This window comes from Yoonia sp. TsM2_T14_4 (assembly GCF_049602355.1).
GTDB classification, from domain to species: Bacteria; Pseudomonadota; Alphaproteobacteria; order Rhodobacterales; family Rhodobacteraceae; genus Yoonia; species Yoonia vestfoldensis_A.
Genome location: NZ_CP187137.1, coordinates 224,719 through 244,258, shown reverse-complemented (window position 1 = coordinate 244,258; position 19,540 = coordinate 224,719). Strand labels below are relative to the sequence as shown.

The window sequence follows — 19,540 nt, the reverse complement described above, 5'->3', positions numbered from 1 at the left end:
GACCTCGCAAAATGATGGTAAGAGGTCCCGGAGCAAGTCCGGGACGGCGCTACGCCGGGAGGCCGCAATCGGTTTGTCCGCCGTCGTGCGCTCATTGCCTCAAAGACCACTTCGCCTTCGTGAATTGCATTGCCGCGCCTGACCCTGCATATTGCGCCCGAACACGGCAGGGCGATCCTGCAAGACGCCAAAAAGACAGAGGGCAGGATGCGGATTTTTCTGGTGATGGGTGCGGTTGCGACGCTGGCCGCTTGCGGCGGCGGGCGCGTGTCCGGCGATATCAGCGCCGCCTGTATGAACGCGGGCCGTGTCGCCGCATCGCCGCAGCTGTGTTCCTGTGTCCAGCAGGTCGCCAACCAGTCGCTGTCAGACCGCGATCAGGCGCGCGCGGCTGCGTTCTTTGCCGATCCGCAGCGCGCGCAGGACACTCGCCAGTCCGACAACCGTAGTGACGAAGCGTTCTGGCTGCGCTACCGCGCCTTTGCCGATCTTGCGACACAGGTCTGCCGTCCTGTTGCGGTCTAGCCCCTCCCCACTGGACAGCGTCGCCCTGCCCGATATGAAGGCAGCATGACCCGCAACCCTGCCCCCGGTGATCTGGCCCAGCGTATCCGTGCGGGCGACAGGCGCGCGCTGGCCAAGGGGATCACGCTGGTCGAAAGCGGGCGCGCCGATGACCGCGTTGCCGCCATAGCCTTGTTGACAGCCCTTGGCACCGACCGGCAGGCGCTGCGCATCGGGCTGTCCGGCACGCCGGGTGTCGGCAAATCGACCTTTATCGAAAGCTTTGGCCTGATGCTGACCGGGCAGGGCAAACGTGTCGCGGTGCTGGCGGTCGATCCTTCCTCGGCCCGGTCGGGCGGGTCGATACTGGGCGACAAGACGCGCATGGATTATCTGGCGCGCGACCCGCTGGCATTCATTCGCCCCTCCCCCAGCCAGACGCAGCTTGGCGGCGTCGCCCGCCGCACGCGCGAGGCTGTGGCTTTGTGCGAGGCAGCGGGGTTCGACATCGTGCTGATCGAAACCGTGGGGGTGGGCCAATCCGAAACCATGGTCGCGCAGATGGCCGATCTGTTCGTTCTGCTGCTCGCCCCTGCGGGGGGTGATGAATTGCAGGGCGTCAAGCGCGGCATCATGGAAATGGCCGATCTGATTCTGGTGAACAAGGCGGATGGCGATCTGAAAAGCCAGGCAATGCGCACCTGCGCCGATTATGCCGGTGCTTTGCGCCTGCTGCGCAAACGCCCGCAAGACCCCGAAGATTTCCCAAAGGCGATGACCGTCTCCGCGCTCGAACAGCACGGGCTGGCCGCCGCTTGGGACGACATGCAGCATCTGGCCAATTGGCGGCGTGATACGGGCATCTGGGACGAGGTCCGTCTTGCACAGGTCAGCTATTGGTTCACCGAGGATGTGCGCCAAGGTCTTGTCCAGTTGCTGGAATCTGATCCAGCCCTGCAAGACGCCATGACAACGGCGAAAGCCCAGGTTCTGTCCGGCAAGCTCGCCCCATCAGTCGCCGCCGCACAGGTGCTGGCGGCCTTGAAAGGCCTGGCGCCGTGAAACCGCTGTTCGATGGGGATCATCTGCGCGCGACCCTTTATGATCGCGGCCATGACAAGTTGATCATCACCTTCGATTTCCGCAGCCCGGGCAAACGCGACTTCGGCAAGGATCAGCCAAGTGCGGCCTTTGCACGCAAGGGCTTTGCGGTCCTGCGCGTCAAGACAAGGCGGAACGACTGGTTCATCAATTCCGAGACGGCCGCGCTCGAAGACAGCCTGCGCCGGATTGCCAACGACTATGACTGGATCAATCTTTTGGGGTATTCGATGGGGGGATATGCCGCTTTCCGGTTCGGGTCCTGTATCGCGGCAAATGCGATTGTCGCTGTCTCGCCCCAGTTTTCAATCACCCCCGACATCGCGCCTTTCGATCCACGATACTGGACCGACAGCACAGGTTTTGATTCGGTGATCGGCGATCTGGCCAGCAGATTGCGCCCGGATCAAAAGGGGCTCATCCTCGTCGATCCGTTCAGCAAACCCGACCTGATGCACGCACAGCTGATCACAGCTTATGCTCCCTGCGTAAGATTGGCCCGTTTGGCGGGTGGCGGACATCCGGCGACCAAGGTCCTGGCCGAGGCCGGTCAGGGGCAGATCATCCGGACCGTTGCGACAACATTTGCGCCCGATCCCAGACCGATCATCACCGCCCATCGCGCCGCGCGGGCGGGGTCGAGACAATACCTGAACCGACTGACCCGCGCCAGACGGCAGCGCGGGAGAGAATAACCAAGACGATCGACTGATCTGGGTTGACGACCGCGCGGAATCCTCCTAGTCACCGCCGATAATAATCTGCTCTGCTTGCGCGGGGCTTCTCACCCGTATGCAGGATGTCCCGCCAGTCTGGCCGGCGATATCCCTCAGAACAAGGAAAACGCCCATGTCGCGCCGTTGCGAATTGACTGGAAAAGGCCCGATGTCTGGCAACAACGTCAGCCACGCCAAGAACCACACCCGTCGCCGGTTCCTGCCGAACCTGCAGGACGTGACATTGCAGTCCGACGTTTTGGGTCGGTCGTTCAAGCTGAAAATCTCGAACGCAGCTCTGCGCACCGTCGATCACCGCGGTGGCCTGGATGCCTTCATGGCCAAAGCGAAAGAGGCAGAATTGTCGCCTGACGCGCTGAAGATCAAAAAAGAAATCGCCAAGGCGACTGCAGCGGCCTAAGCCAGCAGCCCAACGCGGATACTTTGAACGCGGTCGTGCAAACGGCCGCGTTTTTTTGTCGTGCAGCCGAGCTTGACCGCGCCTGTCCCCCGCGTCAGACCAGCACCATGACCGACCTGCCGATTGACATCATCCTGCCTGATCTGGTCGCAGCGCTTGGCCAGCATGGCCGCGCCGTTTTGCAGGCCCCACCCGGTGCCGGCAAGACGACCCGCGTGCCGCTGGCCATGCTGAAAGCCGGGCTGACCCGCGGCAAGATCATCATGCTCGAACCCCGTCGCCTTGCCGCGCGCGCCGCCGCCGAACGGCTGGCCGAAACATTGGGCGAGCAGCCCGGCCAGACGGTGGGCTATCGGATGCGCGGCGAAAGCCAGCCCGGCAGCCGTATCGAGGTGGTGACCGAAGGCATCCTGACCCGCATGATCCAGTCCGACCCGGCGCTGACCGACGTTGGCGCCGTGATCTTTGATGAATTCCACGAACGGTCGCTGAACGCCGATCTGGGGCTGGCACTGGCCTGGGAATCGCGCGCCGTACTGCGCCCCGATCTGATCCTGCTGGTGATGTCAGCCACATTGGATGCCGCCCCCGTCGCGGCCATGCTCGATGATGCGCCGGTCATCACCTCGCGCGGGCAATCCTATCCGGTGACCACGCATTTTCTGGATACGGCGTTGCCCAAAACCATCCGCCTGCCGCAAGCCACCGCCGATCTGGTGGTCCGCGCGGTGCAGGAAACCAAAGGCGGCGTGCTGGTCTTTTTGCCCGGCGAGGGCGAGATCAGGGCGACCATGGCCGCCCTTTCAGGCCGCCTGCCGGACGGTTGCGTGATCCGCCCGCTTTATGGCGCGCTGCCGTTCAAGGACCAGCGCGCAGCCCTTGCCCCTGTCACGACCGGGCGCAAAATCGTGCTGTCCACATCCATCGCCGAAACATCGCTGACGATCCCCGACATCCGCGTCGTTGTGGATGCAGGGCGCGCGCGGCGCGCGCGGTTCGACCCCGGCTCCGGCATGTCGCGGCTGGTCACCGAACGGGTCAGCCGCGCCGAGGCCACCCAACGTGCCGGTCGCGCCGGCCGTGTCGCCCCCGGTGACGCCTACAAGCTCTGGACCAAGGGCGAGGATGGCGCCCTGCCCGCCTTCGCCCCCGCGGAAATCGAGGCCGCCGATCTGGCAGGCCTTGCGCTGGAACTTGCCGTCTGGGGCAGCGATGACCTGGCCTTCCTGACCCCGCCCTCCCCCGCCGCCTTGGCCGAGGCGCGCGCGCTGCTGCAAAACCTTGGCGCGCTGGATGGCAATCTGCGGATCACGGCACATGGGCGCGCGCTGGCGGCGCTGCCGTTGCATCCACGGCTTGGGCATATGCTGCAGACGGCAGGCGCACAGGCCGCCCCCCTTGCCGCGCTGCTGGCCGCGCGCGATCCCCTGCGCGGTGCCCCGGTCGATCTAGCGCTGCGGATCCACGCGTTACAGGGGCGCTATGACGGACCCGGGCAGGTCAACCATGCAGCCCTCACCCAGATCAAACCCGAAATCGCACGCCTTGCCAGAGGCTTGCCCAAGACCGCCCCCATGACGCTGGCTGAACAAGCCGCCCTTGCCTATCCTGACCGGATCGGGCTTCGGCGCAAGGGCGACGCGCCGCGCTATCTTTTGTCGGGCGGCAAAGGCGCGATCATCGACAGCGCCGATCCGCTGGCAGGGCAACGGTTGATCGTGGCGACCGATCTGGACGGTGACAAACTCGAAGCGCGCGTCAGACAGGCAACAACCATCACCGAGGCGGAATTGCGCGGGCTCTTTGCCGACCGCATCGGATGGCACGACCTGTGCCAATGGTCACGGCGTGACGGCAAGGTGCTTTCGCGCAGACAGGAAATGTTCGGCGCGCTGGTGCTCGATGACCGCGTCTGGTCGGATGCGCCGGCCATCGCGGTGGCGCGCGCCATGCTGGACGGTGTGCGCCAGCTCGGGTTGCAATTCCCGGCTGCGGCAAAGCGGTTTCAGGCGCGGGTTGCCTTGGTCGATGGCCTGCCCGCCATGGATGATGCGACACTGCTGGCAACGCTCGAAGACTGGCTGCTGCCTGACCTCGCGGGCGTGCGCAGCGCAGAGGATTGGAAACGGTTCGACCCGCTGCCCGCGCTGCGCGCCATGCTGGACTGGGACCAGATGCAACGGCTCGATACCGCAGCCCCCGCCAGTTTCGAGACCCCCTTGGGGCGCAAGATCCCGATCGACTATGACGATGCAACGCCAGCGATCACGCTGCGCCTGCAGGAAATGTTCGGCACCACGCGCCACCCGATGGTGGGGCGCATACCGCTGCGGATCACGCTGCTGTCACCCGGACAGAAACCCGTGCAGGTCACGCAGGATATCGTGGGCTTTTGGGCAACATCATACGCAGATGTGCGGCGCGATATGCGCGGCCGCTACCCGCGCCACCCCTGGCCCGAAGACCCGACCGAGGCCGACCCGACCCTGCGCACGAAACAGCGCGGCACCTGACCGGCCAGGGTTGCGCGATACGCTGCACCGCCCTTGGCCTCGCTTTGTTCAAAATACTCCCGCGCGGAGCGCTCCCGCCACTGCGACTGACGCTACCGTCCCAGACAATAGCGCATGATCGCCTTTTGCGCGTGCAGCCGGTTTTCCGCCTCGTCAAAGATCACCGAATGCGGACCATCCATGACGCTGCTGGTCGCTTCATCCTCGCGGTGGGCGGGCAGGCAATGCATGAACAATGCATCCGGTTTCGCCTTGGCCATCAGCGCGTCGTTGACCTGATAACCGCGCAGCTGGTTGTGGCGGCGTTCGCGGGCGGATTGCGGGTCGTGCATGCTGACCCATGTATCCGTCACGACCAGATCGGCGCCCTGCACCGCCTCATTCGGATTGCGCATGATGGTATAAAGCCCGTCCAGCGCCGGATCAGGGTCAAGCGGCGGCGGACCCGTGAACACCAGATCGAAATCAAACTGCTTGGCCGCATGGGCAAAGCTGGCGAATACATTGTTGCCATCGCCGGACCAGACGACCTTTTTGCCTTTGATCGGGCCGTTATGTTCCTCGAACGTCATGATATCGGCCATGATCTGGCAAGGATGCGTGCGGTTGGTCAGCCCGTTGATCACCGGAACGGATGCATATTCCGCCATATCCAGCAGGGTCTGTTCCTCGAATGTGCGGATCATGATCAGATCGACATAGCGCGACAGCACGCGCGCAGTATCAGCGATGGTTTCACCATGGCCCAGCTGCATGTCGGTGCCGGACAGCACCATGGTCTGCCCGCCCATCTGGCGCACGCCCACGTCAAAAGACACGCGGGTCCGCGTTGAAGGCTTTTCAAAAATCAGCGCGACCATCTGGCCGGCCAGCGGTTGTTCGGCATCGGGCGTGCCCTTGGGCAGCCCGTCGCGGGCATCCTTCATCCGGCGCGCATTGGCGATGATCGCGGACAAATCGTCTGCCGGGGTGACATGGATATCAAGAAAGTGATTCATATTATTCGCTTTTTATTCGCTTTGATTGGGCGGGTTCATGCAGCCGATGTTCACAGATGCCTCTGCCACGCACAGATTTGCCACCTATCGGCAGCGCCCGCCGTCGTATTCCCTGCCACGCCTTGACAAAGATCCCCTGCAGGCAGGCCACAATTGTTTACGATGGCATAGACCAAAGATGGCACAACCGCTGATCCACCACTGTCAGTTTGGGGCATGCGCATCACGCATCTTCACTTTGCATGTGCAGTGCCACCGCATCAAGCCGTGCCACGGCCTGTCCGATCTCTTCATCCGTGATGGTCAAAGGAGGCAGCAGGCGGATGACATTATCTGCCGCAGGTACGGTCAGCACGCCCTGGTCATATCCCGCCTTGACGATATCGGTGTTGGTAGCCTTGCATTTCAGACCCAGCATCAAGCCCGATCCGCGCACCGCCACAAAGACATCGGGATGTGCCGCGACCAGCCCTTCCAGCTTTTGACGCAGCAGACCCGCCTTGCGGTTCACGTCTGCCAGAAAGGCCGGATCGGCGACAATCTCCATCACGGCGCAGCCCACGGCGCAGGCCAAAGGGTTGCCGCCGTAGGTGGACCCATGCGTGCCGGCACTCATCCCGCTAGCCGCATTTTCGTTGGCCAGCACGGCCCCAAGTGGGAACCCGCCACCGATACCCTTGGCGACCATCATGATATCGGGGGTGATACCCGCCCATTCATGCGCGAATAATTTGCCGGTCCGGCCCATGCCGCATTGCACCTCGTCCAGAATCATCAGGATACCGTGCCGGTCGCACAGATCGCGCAGACCTTTCAGGCAGACGTCGGGCAAGGGGCGGATGCCACCTTCGCCCTGCACGGGTTCGACCATGATAGCCGCGATGTTGTCGCGCGCCGCAGCAAGGGTCAGCGCGTCATGATCGCCAAAATCCAGATGAGTGAAACCGGGCAGCAGCGGGCCAAAGCCCTTGGTCATCTTTTCGGACCCCGCAGCAGCGATGCCCGCGCTGGACCGGCCATGGAACGATCCGGTAAAGGTGATAATCTCGGTCCGATCCGGCTGGCCTTTGTCGTACCAGTATTTGCGGGCCATCTTGACCGCTAGCTCGCAGGCCTCGGTGCCGGAATTGGTGAAAAATACCGTGTCGGCAAAGGTATGTTCCACCAGCAGATCCGCCAGTTTTTGCTGGGCGGGAATGTGATACAGATTGGACACATGCCACAAGGACTGCGCCTGCGCCGTCAACGCCGCAACCAGTGCAGGATGCGCATGGCCCAGCGCATTGACGGCAATCCCCGCCCCGAGGTCCAGAAATCGGCGCCCGTCTGCCTCGGTCAACCAAGCGCCAGACCCCGACGTAAACGTCAGCGGCGCGCGCGAATAGGTCGGCAGAACAGATGCGATCATGGGATCATCCTTTTCAATACGCCAGATTGGTGCAGGACCAATGCAGCAGAGTCAATTTATTTGGGGCTGGGTGGCAGACGTAACTCAGGCGCGCGCGAAATCGCGTCGGCGTCGAAGGCTTTGATGAAAGCTATGCGTCATTTGTATAGTTTAGCGCGTCATTTTGGCCAAGAGAAGCCGAAAACAGCCGGCGAAACAGAATCCGAGGTGATTGCTGAAAAATGAAGCGCAACACCTGCAAATTGTCATCGCCACACCCTGCGAAAGGCTTTGTCGATTGTCATTGGCAGGGCGGCGGATCACATATCCGTGCATGACCCTGCGCGCGCCAAACCCACCGCTTGCCATCGCTTTGATGCTGACCGCGACCGCGTTCATCGCGGGCACGATGATATTGGCAAAATTGCTGGGAACAGGCGTATTAGGCGCGCCGCTCCATCCGTTGCAGGTCAGCCATGGGCGGTTTCTGTTCGCCTTTCTGACGCTTTGCGCACTGGCCGCGGTTCTGCGGCCCCACATCCGCCAACCAGACCTGCGGCTGCATATCGGGCGCACCGCTTTTGGCTGGGGCGGTGTGACGTTGATGTTCGCGGCCGTGGCTTTCATGCCGCTGTCGGACGCGACCGCGATCAGTTTCCTGAACCCTGTCTTTGGCATGTTGCTGGCGATCCCGCTTTTGGGCGAAAAGGTCGGGCCATGGCGCTGGGTCGCGGCGGCGACAGCGCTGATCGGGGCGCTGGTCCTGTTGCGGCCGGGGCCAGAGACGTTCCAGATCGCGGGATTACTGGCGCTGGGGGCGGCGGTTCTGATGGGGATCGAGCTGATATTTATCAAAAAGCTAGCCAATCGCGAACCGCCGTTCCAGATCCTGCTGGTCAACAATGCCATCGGGCTTTGCATCGCGACACTGGCCGTTCTGCCAGTCTGGACGATGCCGACAGCGGGGCAATGGGCGGCTCTTGCGGGGATCGGTGTGCTAATGGCCTCGGCGCAGACCTGTTTTGTCAATGCGATGGCGCGGGCGGATGCAAGCTTTGTGACGCCCTTCAGCTATCTGACGCTGGTCTTTGCCGCTGTTTATGACGGCGTGATCTTTGGCGTGGTCCCCGACCGGATCAGCGTGCTGGGCGCTGTGATTATCCTCAGCGGCGCAACATTGCTGGCCGTGCGCGAGAGAAAAAATAAAAATTCGCCCTAATCAGCACGACTCCAGACAAAATACAGCCATGATGCAATGGTAAGCGGTGTTCAATGAACGAGGTTTACGAGTATCGCCGCGCCCGCGGGAAAGGTTTGATCTGGCTCAGCGGCATGGGCGTCGTCCTTTTGCTGGCGGCGATTTCCGTTGCCAATGCACCCGATCTCATTTGGTTGGTCTGGGCCTTGGGCATGCTGACTTTTGCGCTGATGCTCGTGCCGCGTCCGGTGACGGGAATCCGTGTCGATGACGTCTATCTGGTGTTGTCCGCCTGGCATCGACCGCGCGCTCTCGCATTGGACAAGATCGCCTATCTGCGCGCGACGCAGACCGATCCTGAAACTGCCGCCATCATCATCTGCAAGGACGGAACCGAAGAAAAGATCCTCAGCCGTGACATGCCTGACCTTGAAACGCTGGTCGCGGTCATGGCGGCACGCGGCATTGCGGTGCGCGATATCTATTAGCGCGTCAGGCTTTGAGCCGGTAACCAGACCGCATCCAGCGGTGACAGATCGCGAGCACGACAATGCAACTGCCGGTCACGACCCAAAGGCCGGTCCAGGGGCTGCTGTCGCTGACGCCGATCATGCCGAAACGTACCCCGTCAATAATGTAAAAGAACGGGTTGGCATGGCTTAATGTCTGCATGAATGGCGGCAAGGCGTCGATGGAATAGAACGTGCCCGACAGAAAGGCGAGCGGGGTCACCAGAAAATTGGTGATCGCGGATAATTGGTCGAACTTGTTGGCATAGATGCCCGCAATGATCCCCAAGCCGCCCATCAGGATCGAGCCAAGCAGGATGAAGGTCACCGCCCAACCGGCATGCACCAAGCCCACATCCAGAAACAAGAAAGACCCCGCCGCGATCACGACACCCACCAATAAACCGCGCGCAACCGCACCGCCGATGTAACCCGCCACCAGCTCTGCCGCGGACAAGGGCGGCATCAACGTATCGACGATATTGCCCTGCACCTTGGCTGAGGCCAGACTGGATGACGAATTTGCAAAGGCATTCTGGATCACTGTCATCGTCAGGATACCAGGCGCCAGGAAGGTCATGAAATCGACCCCCATCACATCACCGCGCTGCGATCCGATGGCGATGGTAAAGATCATCAAAAGCAGGCCCGCGTTGATCAGCGGTGCCATCACTGTCTGCAACCAGACATTCACAAAGCGCCGGATTTCGCGGATCATCAGGGTCCATGCCCCCAGCCAGTTCACGCGGCCAAAGCGGCGCACACCCATCTCGTTCATACTTTTCATTCTGCCGGTCCTTTGTCTTGGCCTCAGACATACTCTATCCTGCGCGCGTGGCCAGCCCGATCCGACGGCACGCAACAGGACGATCATGTGGTGTCTCGCTTGGGCGTGTTCGCCATGCTGGTCGGCGCGCCGCCTTTTTAGATCACAGATGCGGTGGGCTATCGCCGCTGTCGCAGCACCGGCTGACGCCACAGCGCGCCGGAACTTGTGCAAAAGGTGCTTGAGCGCCTTCACATCACCCGTGGCAGTGACTAGTATGAGTGGCTAGACATGGCGTGGCGCGACCCCAAAGGGTGTCTGGCCCGCGAAACCGAAGGAAGTCATATGTCCTGGACAGACGAGCGCGTCGAGACGCTCAAGAAGATGTGGGGCGATGGCCAGTCGGCCAGCCAGATCGCCAAGGAATTAGGCGGTGTGACCCGCAATGCTGTGATCGGCAAGGTCCACAGGCTGGGCCTTTCCAACCGCGCGGGCACGGGTACCGCCGTACCTGCCGCCAAACCTGCGCTTAAGGAAAAGCCGTCTGAAGCCGTAGAGGCCCCTAGCGCCAAGCCCGTCAGCAAGCCCGCGCCCAAGGCCAAGCCAAGCATGGCGGTTGCAATCAAAGAAGAGCTGGAACTCGACGAAAACGGTATCCCGATTTCCGCAGCACGCCGCGCCATCATTCCTGCAGGCCAGCCATTGCCGCCGCAACCTTCAGCAAATGAAATCAGCCCCGAGGCGCTGGCCAAGGTGAACGAGGTCGAAAAGACCGCCAAGCGGCTGACCTTGATGGAACTGACCGAGAAAACCTGCAAATGGCCTGTGGGCGATCCTGCGACCGAAGATTTCTGGTTTTGCGGCCTGCCCGTCCAGCAAGGCAAGCCCTATTGCGAGGCGCATGTCGGCGTGGCGTTCCAGCCGATGTCAGCACGGCGCGACCGTCGGCGTTAAAATCCGCGTAGGGTGGGTCAAGACCCACCTTACCAGCGCCCTTTGGACCGTCTATAGGGGGCTATGACACAGAATCCGCCATCACTCCGCCCCGATCTTGCCCGCGCGCAGGTGACCGACACCCGCCGCGACGGCCAGCCCACGATTGGCATGGTCAGCCTTGGCTGCCCCAAGGCGCTGGTGGACAGCGAACGCATCCTGACGCGGCTGCGCGCCGAAGGCTATGCAATCAGCGCCGATTATGCGGGCGCCGAGGCAGTCATCGTCAACACCTGTGGTTTTCTGGACAGCGCCAAGGCCGAAAGCCTTGATGCCATCGGCGAAGCCCTGCGCGAAAACGGCAAGGTCATCGTCACCGGCTGTCTGGGGGCCGAACCTGACTATATCCGCGAACATCATCCGCGCATTCTGGCCGTCACCGGACCACATCAATATGAACAGGTGCTCGACGCCGTGCATCTGGCGGTGCCACCCAGCCCCGACCCGTTCATCGACCTGTTGCCGGCGACCGGCGTCAGCCTGACACCGCGCCATTACAGCTATTTGAAGATTTCCGAGGGCTGCAATCACAAGTGCAAATTCTGCATCATCCCCGACATGCGCGGGCTGTTGAACAGCCGCCCCGCCCATGCCGTCCTGCGCGAGGCCGAAAAGCTGGTGCAGGCAGGCGTGCGCGAACTCTTGGTCATTTCGCAGGACACCAGTGCTTACGGCCTTGACCGCAAATACGACCTGAACCCGTGGAAAGACGGGCAGGTGCGCAGCCATATCACCGACCTGACCCGCGAACTGGGGCAGCTCGGTGCTTGGGTGCGGCTGCATTATGTCTATCCCTATCCGCATGTGCGCGACCTCATTCCGCTGATGGCGGACCCGGCCAACGGCGTGCTGCCCTACCTCGACATTCCGTTCCAGCATTCCCACCCTGATGTGCTGCGGCGCATGGCGCGGCCTGCGGCGGGGGCGAAAACCCTGGATGAAATCGCCGCATGGCGCGCCATCTGCCCCGATATCACGCTGCGCAGCACCTTCATCGTCGGCTATCCGGGCGAGACAGAGGCCGAATTCCAGCACCTGCTCGACTGGCTGGATGCAGCCCAGCTCGACCGCGTGGGCTGTTTTCAGTATGAAAACGTCGCGGGCGCGCGGTCCAACGCCCTGCCCGACCATGTGCCGGCCGCGGTGAAACAGGACCGCTGGGACCGTTTCATGGCGAAAGCGCAGGCCATTTCCGCCGCCAAGCTGGAGGCGAAGGTCGGCAAGCGGCTGGAGGTGATCGTGGACGACATCGACGCCGACGGCATCGCGACCTGCCGCACATGGGCCGACGCACCCGAGATCGACGGCAACCTGTTCATCGACGAAGGGACAGAGGCACTGTCCGTAGGCGATATCGTTCAGGTTGTAGTGGATGAGGCGGGGGAGTATGATTTGTGGGGTGGATTGGCTTAAGCACGCCACCATATACAACTTACGCTTGCGTTTTTTTTGCTTTGCGACCTAAGCTGTAGCAGCGAGTACGGTAGGTTCATCACATGCAATTTGCAGAAAAAATCAATGAGTTATCCAAACGGTCAGTCATTGCAGCAAGCAAGGCTTTGACAGAAGAAGCAACGAAAACGTCAGTTGTTTTACCATTCATTCAAGCCCTCGGCTTTGATCCGTTCAGTCTTGACGAAGTTGTTCCTGAATTTATCTCCGATGTAGGCCTGAAAAAAGGTGAGAAAGTTGATTTTGCTCTCAAAATTGATGGCAAAACGACAATCCTGATTGAAGTGAAGCCGATCACAATGACACTCGGGTCTGCTCAATTCAGCCAGCTATTTAGATATTTCCACACCACAGAATCAAAAGTCGCGATTTTGACAAACGGTAAAGAAGCTTGGTTCTTCTCTGATATAGATGACACCAACAAGATGGATAAGAAGCCATTCTTTACCTTTGATTTCCAAAATCATGATGACAAAGCGATTGAAGAACTAGCAAGGTTTCAAAAGGACATTTTCTCGATCGAGAACATCCTAGAAGCGGCTTCTGCGCTCAAGTACAAAAGCAAAGCCGCACAGTATTTGAAATCACAGCTTGATGAACCAGACGACGACTTCATCAAGGTTGTTGGCCGAAAGATACATGATGGTATGCTCACAAAAGCAATCGTTGAGCAACTAAGGCCAGCGATACAGTCGGCTCTTGATGTCATTATCAAAGATCGAATCCAAGATAAGCTTGGCATTGCCTTCAGGCCAGAAGCTCAGCCCAGCACAAAAGCCACAGCTTCTGAGGAAGAGACGGAAACCGAGCAAAGCGAAATCGTCACTACTGAAGAAGAGGTTCAAGCATTCTTGATCGTAAAGGCGATTGCGGCGCGTAGCGTAGCTATTGACAGGATCACAATTCGCGACTCGAAAACTTACTGCAGTGTTTTTGTGGATAACAACAACAGAAAGCCACTCGTCCGTTTCTACTTCAATGCGAAATCAAAGAACGTATTGGGTATTTTTGATCCCGACAAAGTCGAGCAAAAATTCGAGATGGAGCATTTAGGTCAGATTTACGATCATGCGGATCAGATTTTGCAGACTGCGGCATCTTATTCATAAAAAACGCACCGCTCTCGCGATGCGCTCTTAGGTTCCCTTCCGGCTGGCTTGGCTTACGACGTCACTTCCCTTGCGGCAGAGAAGCTGCAGCCAAAACCGTCGCTGGCCGCTGGCGTCGGGGTTTGTGCGGGGGTCAGGCCGCAGCTTTGCGTGGCGGCGTTAAAGGTCATGCCCGCGGGGCAACTTTGGGCCACGGGTTCGGCGGCGGTAGGCAGAATCGTTTCCTGGGCAAAGGCCGCAGCGGGCAGCAGGGCCAAGGCAAGTACGATCAAACGCATGTCGTCCTCCTAAGTTGACACTGGGTCAAGCATAGGCCGGAACCCGCAAATCACAAACGTTCCAGAACGTCGCACCCCGAAATCGCCCGTCAGACCGCTTGTACATCGCGCAATTGGGCGAATTCATCGCGGTTTTCGCAATAGGCGGGCGCCTCTGGCAAGACAGGCATCGTGGCCAGCAGCTTGTCGCATTTGCCGACCTGCGCGCAGCCACGGCACCGCGTGACCATATCGGCGTATTCCGGCGCGTCGATCTGGCCTTCGTCCAGCGCGGCCGACAGGTTGACCCCGCAGGCCCCCGACATCTTCACCACCCGCAGGAAATGTTCGCGCATGTCACCCAATGTTTGCATCATGGACCTCCATTTTATGGGGTCAGGATGACAGGTTGGGAAAACGCGGTCCTTGCGCTGGATCAAGTCAGTATGTTGTGCCAACCCCGGTTGCGATCGCCTGCGCCAGCGCCAGTTCCGGCCATGTGTCGCGTCCGCCGCGCATCCGGATTTCTGTCAGTTGCACCTGCGCCTGCACCATATCGCCAGAGGCCACGAAACCCTGACCCATGTAGGACCGCGCAAGCAGGTTGTCGGGATCGGCCGCAAGTGCTGCATCGTAATAGGCCATGCCCAGATCAATTCGTCCGGCCTTGCGATGGGCAAAACCGTAATAGGTCAGCGCAAGAGGCGCGGCCAGGTTATCCAACGTGTCCAGCACATCCAACGCAGCTTGGTAATACCCGGCATAGGCCAGTTCCCGCACATCGTTCAGCCGCGCGTTGTCATCATTGGTGCTGTCTGCGGGGGACATGCAGCTTTTCGTTGCAAGGTCCCAGACAAGCCCGTCAGCACAGACAGTCGTTGTTTCCGTTGGCTTGGGTGGCGCCGGATCATCACTGCCCGCACAAAACGCTGCGGCAGGCAGGACGGCAAAGGCGAAGGCAAGATATGACAGGCGCATGATATCTCCGATCAGACAGTTTTAGATTAGATAGCGGGCAAAGCCAGTTCATCAAGCCACCCCCAGCCTCAGCGCCCCAAGCCAGGCGCCGCGCATGACCCAACGGAACATTTGACGCAGGCAAAGACTTGTTCATTTCTAGGTAAAAGCAGGAAATTTCCCCATCTACCCTATACCCAACAGGTCCGAACGCATCGCCGATGGCACGGTCCACGCCGCAGGCGTCACCGGCGCGGTGGCGGGTGCAGTCTTGCTGCTGGGCTGGGCGGCAGGCACGGCCGACGCAACCCAAGTCACCGCCGTTGCGATTTATGCCGCAACACTGATCACAACCTTTGTCGCCTCGGCGGTCTATCACCTGACGCCGTGGCACAGCATCCGGCCCCTGTTGCGCCGCATCGATCACGCCGCAATCTATCTCAAGATTGCGGGGACCTATACGCCCTTGGTCGTGACGATCGGCAGCGGTTTTGCCTATCTGGTGCTGGCTTTGGTCTGGACGCTGGCGCTGATCGGCGTGGTGCTGAAATTGTTTTTCTGGCGCACGCCGGGGCGGTCCGGGCCAGCCCTGTATCTGGTCATGGGCTGGCTAAGCCCTCCGCTGATATGGTCGCTCTGGCCGGTCGTGCCATTGTCAACGATTGTCCTGATCGCCTTGGGCGGGTTGATCTATACGGCGGGGGTGCCATTTTACGCCGCGCAGCGCCTGCGCTATGCGACAGCGATCTGGCATGGGTGCGTGGTCATTGCATCGGCCTGCTTTTTCATCGCCATCGCCTCAGGCGTGGCCGCACAGGGCTAAAGCGTGGCTGCAACCTCGCGTACCACGCGCAGCCGGTCAGCATTGGCCGGATGCGTGCCAAGGAACCGGTTGCCCGGATCGGGGATGCGGAAAAAGAATTCCGATCCGCGCAACGGGTTGAACCCCGCCGCTTGGGCGATGCGGGTGCCGGTGGCATCGGCCTCGAGTTCAAAGTTGCGCGAATAGGCGCGCGCGCCGACCGTGGCCCCCAATTGCTGGGCGGTCTGGACAGCATCGGGCGAATTGCCGCCCAAGGCCCCCGCCAGACTGCCGATCAGCGCCGCCCCCAGAACCGCGTTTTGTTGTTGGCGCGCGATATGGCCTTCGATGTGATGCGCGGCTTCATGCGCCAGAACAAAGGCAATTTCATCGACGTTGCGCGCATCCGCGATCAGCCGTTCGGTAAAAACGATGACAGGACGGCCGTTGCGGTCCAGCGTCTGATAGGCGTTCATCGGCGCGCCGGGCCGGTCGTCCACAAGGATCAGGAAATCGCAATTGCTGTTATTGCCGCGCTGCCGACATATCTGTTCGGCCACGGGTTCGATCCGTGTCACGGCAATACGGAAATTGACCATGACCTGACTGGCAGGCAGCGGCGCACCGCTGTCCACAGGCGGCTGGATGACCGGTGTCGCGCCCGTTGGTCGTGGCGCTGTGTCCATCGGCGCGCAGGCAGCCAGGATCAGGGCAAAAAGAACAGCGACCTGACGCATAGAACACTCCGGTTGGAAACAGGATCACCGCGGATAATAGCATGTTGCCCCAGCCCTGCCAGTCACGATTGCTTGGCCCGCAATGTCCCGTTAGGCTTACCCCATGTTTAGCATAGAACACGATTACGACGCGACCGTGGTTACCCTTGTCGACGAAGGCAAGGCACCGTTGCGCGAGGATGTGATCATCAACGCTTTTGATGATTGCGTCACCCTGACCCAATATGATCCGCGCAGCGATAGCGACGTGCAGATCACCATGTCCATGACGCAGCTGCGCGATCTGCAGGCCGCACTTGATTTGCCCGAAGGCATCTACCGGCTGCGCAAGACATGACGACCGGGTTTTTCTGGGATGAACGCTGTTTCTGGCATGGCGGCGGCAATTACGCAGGCATGTTGCCGGTGGGCGGGCTGGTGCAGCCAATGAACGGTGGCTTGCCCGAAAGCCCTGAAACCAAGCGCCGGTTGAAAAACCTGATCGCGGTGACAGGTCTGGCCCGTGATCTTGTGATGCGCGGGGCCGCACCCGCCACCGCCGCCGATCTGTTGCGCGTGCATCCGGCCCATTATCTGGACCGGTTCAAGGCGCTGTCGGACGCCGGTGGCGGCGAATTGGGCCGCCGCACGCCTTTTGGTCCCGGCGGATACGAGATTGCGGCGCTGTCGGCTGGGCTGGCCAAAGCCGCGCTCTTGGCTGTCCTTCAGGACGAGATGGACAATGCCTATGCGCTGTCACGCCCACCCGGCCATCATTGCCTGCCGGATTTTCCCAACGGGTTTTGTCTTCTCAACAATATCGGCATCGCGATCGAGGCGGCGCGCGCGGCAGGGCTGGCGCAGCGTTTCGCGGTGCTGGATTGGGACGTGCATCACGGCAACGGAACCGAGGCCATATTTTACGACCGCGCCGATGTGCTGACTGTTTCCATCCACCAAGACCGCAATTATCCGATGGATACCGGCGCTTTTGCCGACCGCGGCACGGGGGCGGGGGCCGGTTGCAACCTGAACATCCCCTTGCCACCCGGCACCGGGCACAAGGGATATCTGGCCGCGATGGACCGCCTAGCGCTGCCTGCGATCCGCGATTTCGCGCCAGACGTGCTGATCATCGCCTGCGGCTATGATGCAGCGGCGAACGACCCCTTGGGCCGGATGCTGGCCACGGCGGATACATTCGCGCAGATGACCGCACGGGTGATGAAGCTTGCGCGCGATATCTGCGACGGGCGGTTGGTGATGGTACACGAAGGCGGCTATTCAGAAACCTATGTGCCATTCTGCGGCCATGCCGTGTTACAAACGATGGCGGGCAGTACCGTTCACGCCCCCGACCCTTTTGCCGAGGTATTTCCGCTGCGCCAGCCCGACGCAGGGTTCGATGCCTATCTTGACACAGTGATCGACGATATGGCCGCGCATCTGACCGCATGACGATTTCACGTAGCATCGTAACCTGCGCAAAATGCGGCCTCAATCAAGCCTGAATTGTCCGCAAGGGTAACACCAAAAGGTCGTACAGCCCGCAGATCGCCAGCCAGATCCCGCCTGTCCCGTTGCCACCCGACCACCGACCCCCTATCACTTTCGCACCCATCCGCAGGAGCCACCATGCCCACACCAAACCCCGAGGCACTTGCCTTTTTGTTGTCCCGCCGGTCGCGCCCGGCCAAGACCTTGACCACGCCAGTCCCCGATGCCGATGCGTTGGACACCCTGTTGACCGCCGCCGCGCGGACACCCGATCACGGCAAGCTGGAACCATGGCGGTTCATCGTGCTGACCAAGCCCGCCTTGATGCGTCTGGCAGGGCTGGTGGCTGCGCGCGGAACCGTGCTTGGCATCGACCCTGACCGCAGCGCCAAGGCCCAGGACCAATATGCGCAGGCTGATCTGGCGATTGCCGTGGTCAGCAGCCCCAAGCCATCCGACAAGATCCCCCAGATCGAACAGGTTTATTCCGCAGGGGCGGTTTGTCTGGCCTTGGTGAATGCCGCGCTGTCGGCGGGCTGGGGCGCAAACTGGCTGTCGGGCTGGCCCAGCCATGACCGCGACTTTATCCGCGATGGTCTGGGATTGGCCGACCATGAAAATATCGCCGGCCTGATCCATCTTGGCACCGAAACGAGCGCACCTCCCGACCGTCCACGACCCGATATTGCGGCGATCACCAGCTGGATGACCGCATGATCCTGTCATCCTTCCTGCTGGCGCTGGCGCAAGTGTCAGACCCTCGTTTTCGCAGCGTGCTGTGGCGGGGGATCGGGCTGACGATCGCGCTGCTGGTGGGAATCTATGCAGGTCTGCTGTGGCTGATCGCTGTACTGACCGCCGAACCGGTCACTTTGCCCGGCGTTGGGCAAATCACCTGGCTGGGTGATCTGCTCAGCTGGGGGTCGCTGGGGCTGATGATCCTGCTATCGGTCTTCTTGATGGTGCCTGTCGCATCCGCCATCACATCGCTATTTCTGGACGAGGTGGCGCAAGCCGTCGAAGACACCCATTTCCCCGACCTGCCACCGATGCCACCCATAGGCTTTTTCGAGGGGCTGCGCGATACGATCAGCTTTCTTGGCCTGCTGATTGCAGCCAATCTGCTGGCCTTCGGGGTCTATGCGATGTTGCCTTTCGCGGCGTTCTTTATCTTCTACGCGCTGAACGGATTCCTGCTGGGGCGGGAATATTTCCAGCTGGCGGCCATGCGCCGGATCGGGCGGGTTGATGCCCGGGCCATGGCCAAACGCCACCAAGGCACGATCTGGATCGCCGGTTGCCTGATGGCGGTGCCGCTGTCAGTCCCGTTTATCAACCTGTTGATCCCGGTGCTGGGGGCTGCGACATTCACCCACCTGTTCCACAAGCTCAGTCGCTGACGACGGCTGGCCCCATCCGGTCGAACATGTCGATGTCACGCACGGAAATCACGCCCGACAAAATGACCGCCGTGATGATGCACCACAAAGGCAGCGCCCAATAGGTGGTGATCTTCGCCTTGCGGCCGACCTGGGCATCGGCTGGGGCCGAAGCGTGGGTCCCCGGCACGATCTCGCCCGCGTCACCTTGGCTAACCATGCGCAGCGGTAGGACGATGAAAAACACCATCGACCAGATGACCAT

Annotated in this window: 23 protein-coding genes; 15 read left to right on the top strand and 8 right to left on the bottom strand. The window is 61.0% G+C overall.

The genetic code is table 11. The annotated features are described in order from the left end of the window. Nucleotides 1-129: 129 nt before the first annotated feature. The 5 genes from ACPF9B_RS01130 to hrpB all read left to right on the top strand — a co-directional run bounded on the left by ACPF9B_RS01130 (nucleotide 130) and on the right by hrpB (nucleotide 5,255). Entirely contained in the window at nucleotides 130-525 is a 396-nt protein-coding gene (locus ACPF9B_RS01130) for a hypothetical protein (RefSeq protein ID WP_007205841.1), read from the top strand. Between the two features lie 45 nt (nucleotides 526-570). Beyond that, nucleotides 571-1,566, top strand: coding sequence for a methylmalonyl Co-A mutase-associated GTPase MeaB (meaB, locus tag ACPF9B_RS01125; protein ID WP_424178652.1), 996 nt, complete (start codon nucleotides 571-573; stop codon nucleotides 1,564-1,566). Next, nucleotides 1,563-2,300 carry an alpha/beta hydrolase gene (locus ACPF9B_RS01120; RefSeq protein ID WP_424178650.1) on the top strand — a complete coding sequence of 246 codons (738 nt, stop codon included), beginning with the start codon at nucleotides 1,563-1,565 and terminating at the stop codon, nucleotides 2,298-2,300. Before meaB ends, ACPF9B_RS01120 begins: the two co-directional genes overlap by 4 nt. 154 nt (nucleotides 2,301-2,454) lie before the next feature. Beyond that, a complete protein-coding gene (gene rpmB / locus ACPF9B_RS01115) occupies nucleotides 2,455-2,742 on the top strand; it encodes a 50S ribosomal protein L28 (RefSeq protein ID WP_007205845.1) in 288 nt (95 codons plus the stop codon). 107 nt (nucleotides 2,743-2,849) lie between these two features. Next, on the top strand, nucleotides 2,850-5,255 hold the full coding sequence (gene hrpB, locus ACPF9B_RS01110; protein WP_424178648.1) for an ATP-dependent helicase HrpB: 2,406 nt from the start codon (nucleotides 2,850-2,852) through the stop codon (nucleotides 5,253-5,255). Between the two features lie 92 nt (nucleotides 5,256-5,347). On the opposite strand, the gene argF is transcribed toward hrpB, so the two are convergent. After that, nucleotides 5,348-6,253: an ornithine carbamoyltransferase gene (gene argF / locus ACPF9B_RS01105; RefSeq protein ID WP_007205847.1), complete on the bottom strand. Its 906-nt coding sequence runs from the start codon at nucleotides 6,251-6,253 to the stop codon at nucleotides 5,348-5,350. A 223-nt stretch (nucleotides 6,254-6,476) separates the two neighbouring features. Next, nucleotides 6,477-7,661: an aspartate aminotransferase family protein gene (locus ACPF9B_RS01100; RefSeq protein WP_424178646.1), complete on the bottom strand. Its 1,185-nt coding sequence runs from the start codon at nucleotides 7,659-7,661 to the stop codon at nucleotides 6,477-6,479. 313 nt (nucleotides 7,662-7,974) lie between these two features. Between ACPF9B_RS01100 and ACPF9B_RS01095 the strand changes: the two genes are divergently transcribed. Both ACPF9B_RS01095 and ACPF9B_RS01090 read left to right on the top strand, forming a co-directional pair. Then, nucleotides 7,975-8,859 carry a DMT family transporter gene (locus ACPF9B_RS01095; protein ID WP_424180312.1) on the top strand — a complete coding sequence of 295 codons (885 nt, stop codon included), beginning with the start codon at nucleotides 7,975-7,977 and terminating at the stop codon, nucleotides 8,857-8,859. 53 nt (nucleotides 8,860-8,912) lie between these two features. Then, entirely contained in the window at nucleotides 8,913-9,326 is a 414-nt protein-coding gene (locus ACPF9B_RS01090; protein WP_007205851.1) for a hypothetical protein, read from the top strand. A 4-nt stretch (nucleotides 9,327-9,330) separates the two neighbouring features. Here ACPF9B_RS01090 and ACPF9B_RS01085 read toward each other — a convergent pair whose 3' ends face one another. Continuing rightward, the gene (locus ACPF9B_RS01085; protein ID WP_424178644.1) at nucleotides 9,331-10,134 is read right to left on the bottom strand and encodes an ABC transporter permease; all 804 of its coding nucleotides are present in this window, start codon (nucleotides 10,132-10,134) and stop codon (nucleotides 9,331-9,333) included. Nucleotides 10,135-10,458: 324 nt separating this feature from the next. Here ACPF9B_RS01085 and ACPF9B_RS01080 point away from each other — a divergent pair, with 324 nt between their 5' ends. The 3 genes from ACPF9B_RS01080 to ACPF9B_RS01070 all read left to right on the top strand — a co-directional run bounded on the left by ACPF9B_RS01080 (nucleotide 10,459) and on the right by ACPF9B_RS01070 (nucleotide 13,667). Beyond that, nucleotides 10,459-11,067 (top strand): GcrA family cell cycle regulator, encoded by a 609-nt coding sequence (locus tag ACPF9B_RS01080; protein WP_424178642.1) that lies wholly within the window; start codon nucleotides 10,459-10,461, stop codon nucleotides 11,065-11,067. A 63-nt stretch (nucleotides 11,068-11,130) separates the two neighbouring features. Beyond that, nucleotides 11,131-12,519, top strand: coding sequence for a 30S ribosomal protein S12 methylthiotransferase RimO (gene rimO, locus ACPF9B_RS01075; RefSeq protein WP_424178640.1), 1,389 nt, complete (start codon nucleotides 11,131-11,133; stop codon nucleotides 12,517-12,519). An 83-nt stretch (nucleotides 12,520-12,602) separates the two neighbouring features. Continuing rightward, a complete protein-coding gene (locus ACPF9B_RS01070) occupies nucleotides 12,603-13,667 on the top strand; it encodes a type I restriction enzyme HsdR N-terminal domain-containing protein (RefSeq protein WP_424178638.1) in 1,065 nt (354 codons plus the stop codon). A 53-nt stretch (nucleotides 13,668-13,720) separates the two neighbouring features. On the opposite strand, the gene ACPF9B_RS01065 is transcribed toward ACPF9B_RS01070, so the two are convergent. From ACPF9B_RS01065 to ACPF9B_RS01055, 3 genes are all read right to left on the bottom strand, one after another. Then, a complete protein-coding gene (locus tag ACPF9B_RS01065) occupies nucleotides 13,721-13,945 on the bottom strand; it encodes a hypothetical protein (protein WP_424178636.1) in 225 nt (74 codons plus the stop codon). Nucleotides 13,946-14,034: 89 nt separating this feature from the next. Continuing rightward, complete coding sequence (locus ACPF9B_RS01060; protein WP_424178634.1) at nucleotides 14,035-14,301, bottom strand: DUF6455 family protein; 267 nt, start codon at nucleotides 14,299-14,301, stop codon at nucleotides 14,035-14,037. Nucleotides 14,302-14,365: 64 nt separating this feature from the next. Continuing rightward, on the bottom strand, nucleotides 14,366-14,902 hold the full coding sequence (locus tag ACPF9B_RS01055) for a hypothetical protein (protein WP_424178632.1): 537 nt from the start codon (nucleotides 14,900-14,902) through the stop codon (nucleotides 14,366-14,368). Nucleotides 14,903-15,137: 235 nt separating this feature from the next. Here ACPF9B_RS01055 and trhA point away from each other — a divergent pair, with 235 nt between their 5' ends. Next, complete coding sequence (gene trhA, locus ACPF9B_RS01050; protein WP_424178630.1) at nucleotides 15,138-15,704, top strand: PAQR family membrane homeostasis protein TrhA; 567 nt, start codon at nucleotides 15,138-15,140, stop codon at nucleotides 15,702-15,704. On the opposite strand, the gene ACPF9B_RS01045 is transcribed toward trhA, so the two are convergent. Continuing rightward, the gene (locus ACPF9B_RS01045; RefSeq protein WP_424178628.1) at nucleotides 15,701-16,420 is read right to left on the bottom strand and encodes a M48 family metalloprotease; all 720 of its coding nucleotides are present in this window, start codon (nucleotides 16,418-16,420) and stop codon (nucleotides 15,701-15,703) included. The genes trhA and ACPF9B_RS01045 overlap by 4 nt on opposite strands. A gap of 103 nt (nucleotides 16,421-16,523) precedes the next feature. Between ACPF9B_RS01045 and ACPF9B_RS01040 the strand changes: the two genes are divergently transcribed. The 4 genes from ACPF9B_RS01040 (at nucleotide 16,524) to ACPF9B_RS01025 (ending at nucleotide 19,296) form a co-directional block, all read left to right on the top strand. Beyond that, nucleotides 16,524-16,757 (top strand): hypothetical protein, encoded by a 234-nt coding sequence (locus ACPF9B_RS01040; protein WP_007205861.1) that lies wholly within the window; start codon nucleotides 16,524-16,526, stop codon nucleotides 16,755-16,757. Further along, nucleotides 16,754-17,857, top strand: coding sequence for a class II histone deacetylase (locus ACPF9B_RS01035; RefSeq protein WP_424178626.1), 1,104 nt, complete (start codon nucleotides 16,754-16,756; stop codon nucleotides 17,855-17,857). Before ACPF9B_RS01040 ends, ACPF9B_RS01035 begins: the two co-directional genes overlap by 4 nt. A 177-nt stretch (nucleotides 17,858-18,034) precedes the next feature. Further along, nucleotides 18,035-18,613 (top strand): nitroreductase family protein, encoded by a 579-nt coding sequence (locus ACPF9B_RS01030; protein WP_007205863.1) that lies wholly within the window; start codon nucleotides 18,035-18,037, stop codon nucleotides 18,611-18,613. Further along, nucleotides 18,610-19,296 (top strand): EI24 domain-containing protein, encoded by a 687-nt coding sequence (locus tag ACPF9B_RS01025; protein ID WP_007205864.1) that lies wholly within the window; start codon nucleotides 18,610-18,612, stop codon nucleotides 19,294-19,296. Before ACPF9B_RS01030 ends, ACPF9B_RS01025 begins: the two co-directional genes overlap by 4 nt. Here ACPF9B_RS01025 and ACPF9B_RS01020 read toward each other — a convergent pair. Next, a complete protein-coding gene (locus ACPF9B_RS01020; protein WP_424180310.1) occupies nucleotides 19,286-19,540 on the bottom strand; it encodes a DUF1467 family protein in 255 nt (84 codons plus the stop codon). The genes ACPF9B_RS01025 and ACPF9B_RS01020 overlap by 11 nt on opposite strands.

What these genes read in the sequence shown, in the direction of transcription:
- ACPF9B_RS01095 (WP_424180312.1), top strand. Translation starts at nt 7,975, where the DNA reads ATGACCCTGCGCGCGCCAAACCCACCGCTTGCCATCGCTTTGATGCTG.
- rpmB (WP_007205845.1), top strand. Translation starts at nt 2,455, where the DNA reads ATGTCGCGCCGTTGCGAATTGACTGGAAAAGGCCCGATGTCTGGCAAC.
- ACPF9B_RS01070 (WP_424178638.1), top strand. Translation starts at nt 12,603, where the DNA reads ATGCAATTTGCAGAAAAAATCAATGAGTTATCCAAACGGTCAGTCATT.
- ACPF9B_RS01080 (WP_424178642.1), top strand. Translation starts at nt 10,459, where the DNA reads ATGTCCTGGACAGACGAGCGCGTCGAGACGCTCAAGAAGATGTGGGGC.
- ACPF9B_RS01030 (WP_007205863.1), top strand. Translation starts at nt 18,035, where the DNA reads ATGCCCACACCAAACCCCGAGGCACTTGCCTTTTTGTTGTCCCGCCGG.
- rimO (WP_424178640.1), top strand. Translation starts at nt 11,131, where the DNA reads ATGACACAGAATCCGCCATCACTCCGCCCCGATCTTGCCCGCGCGCAG.
- ACPF9B_RS01060 (WP_424178634.1), bottom strand. Translation starts at nt 14,301, where the DNA reads ATGATGCAAACATTGGGTGACATGCGCGAACATTTCCTGCGGGTGGTG.
- ACPF9B_RS01025 (WP_007205864.1), top strand. Translation starts at nt 18,610, where the DNA reads ATGATCCTGTCATCCTTCCTGCTGGCGCTGGCGCAAGTGTCAGACCCT.
- ACPF9B_RS01085 (WP_424178644.1), bottom strand. Translation starts at nt 10,134, where the DNA reads ATGAAAAGTATGAACGAGATGGGTGTGCGCCGCTTTGGCCGCGTGAAC.
- ACPF9B_RS01040 (WP_007205861.1), top strand. Translation starts at nt 16,524, where the DNA reads ATGTTTAGCATAGAACACGATTACGACGCGACCGTGGTTACCCTTGTC.
- hrpB (WP_424178648.1), top strand. Translation starts at nt 2,850, where the DNA reads ATGACCGACCTGCCGATTGACATCATCCTGCCTGATCTGGTCGCAGCG.
- ACPF9B_RS01020 (WP_424180310.1), bottom strand. Translation starts at nt 19,540, where the DNA reads ATGGTCATCTGGTCGATGGTGTTTTTCATCGTCCTACCGCTGCGCATG.
- meaB (WP_424178652.1), top strand. Translation starts at nt 571, where the DNA reads ATGACCCGCAACCCTGCCCCCGGTGATCTGGCCCAGCGTATCCGTGCG.
- ACPF9B_RS01065 (WP_424178636.1), bottom strand. Translation starts at nt 13,945, where the DNA reads ATGCGTTTGATCGTACTTGCCTTGGCCCTGCTGCCCGCTGCGGCCTTT.
- ACPF9B_RS01090 (WP_007205851.1), top strand. Translation starts at nt 8,913, where the DNA reads ATGAACGAGGTTTACGAGTATCGCCGCGCCCGCGGGAAAGGTTTGATC.
- ACPF9B_RS01100 (WP_424178646.1), bottom strand. Translation starts at nt 7,661, where the DNA reads ATGATCGCATCTGTTCTGCCGACCTATTCGCGCGCGCCGCTGACGTTT.
- argF (WP_007205847.1), bottom strand. Translation starts at nt 6,253, where the DNA reads ATGAATCACTTTCTTGATATCCATGTCACCCCGGCAGACGATTTGTCC.
- ACPF9B_RS01045 (WP_424178628.1), bottom strand. Translation starts at nt 16,420, where the DNA reads ATGCGTCAGGTCGCTGTTCTTTTTGCCCTGATCCTGGCTGCCTGCGCG.
- ACPF9B_RS01055 (WP_424178632.1), bottom strand. Translation starts at nt 14,902, where the DNA reads ATGCGCCTGTCATATCTTGCCTTCGCCTTTGCCGTCCTGCCTGCCGCA.
- ACPF9B_RS01035 (WP_424178626.1), top strand. Translation starts at nt 16,754, where the DNA reads ATGACGACCGGGTTTTTCTGGGATGAACGCTGTTTCTGGCATGGCGGC.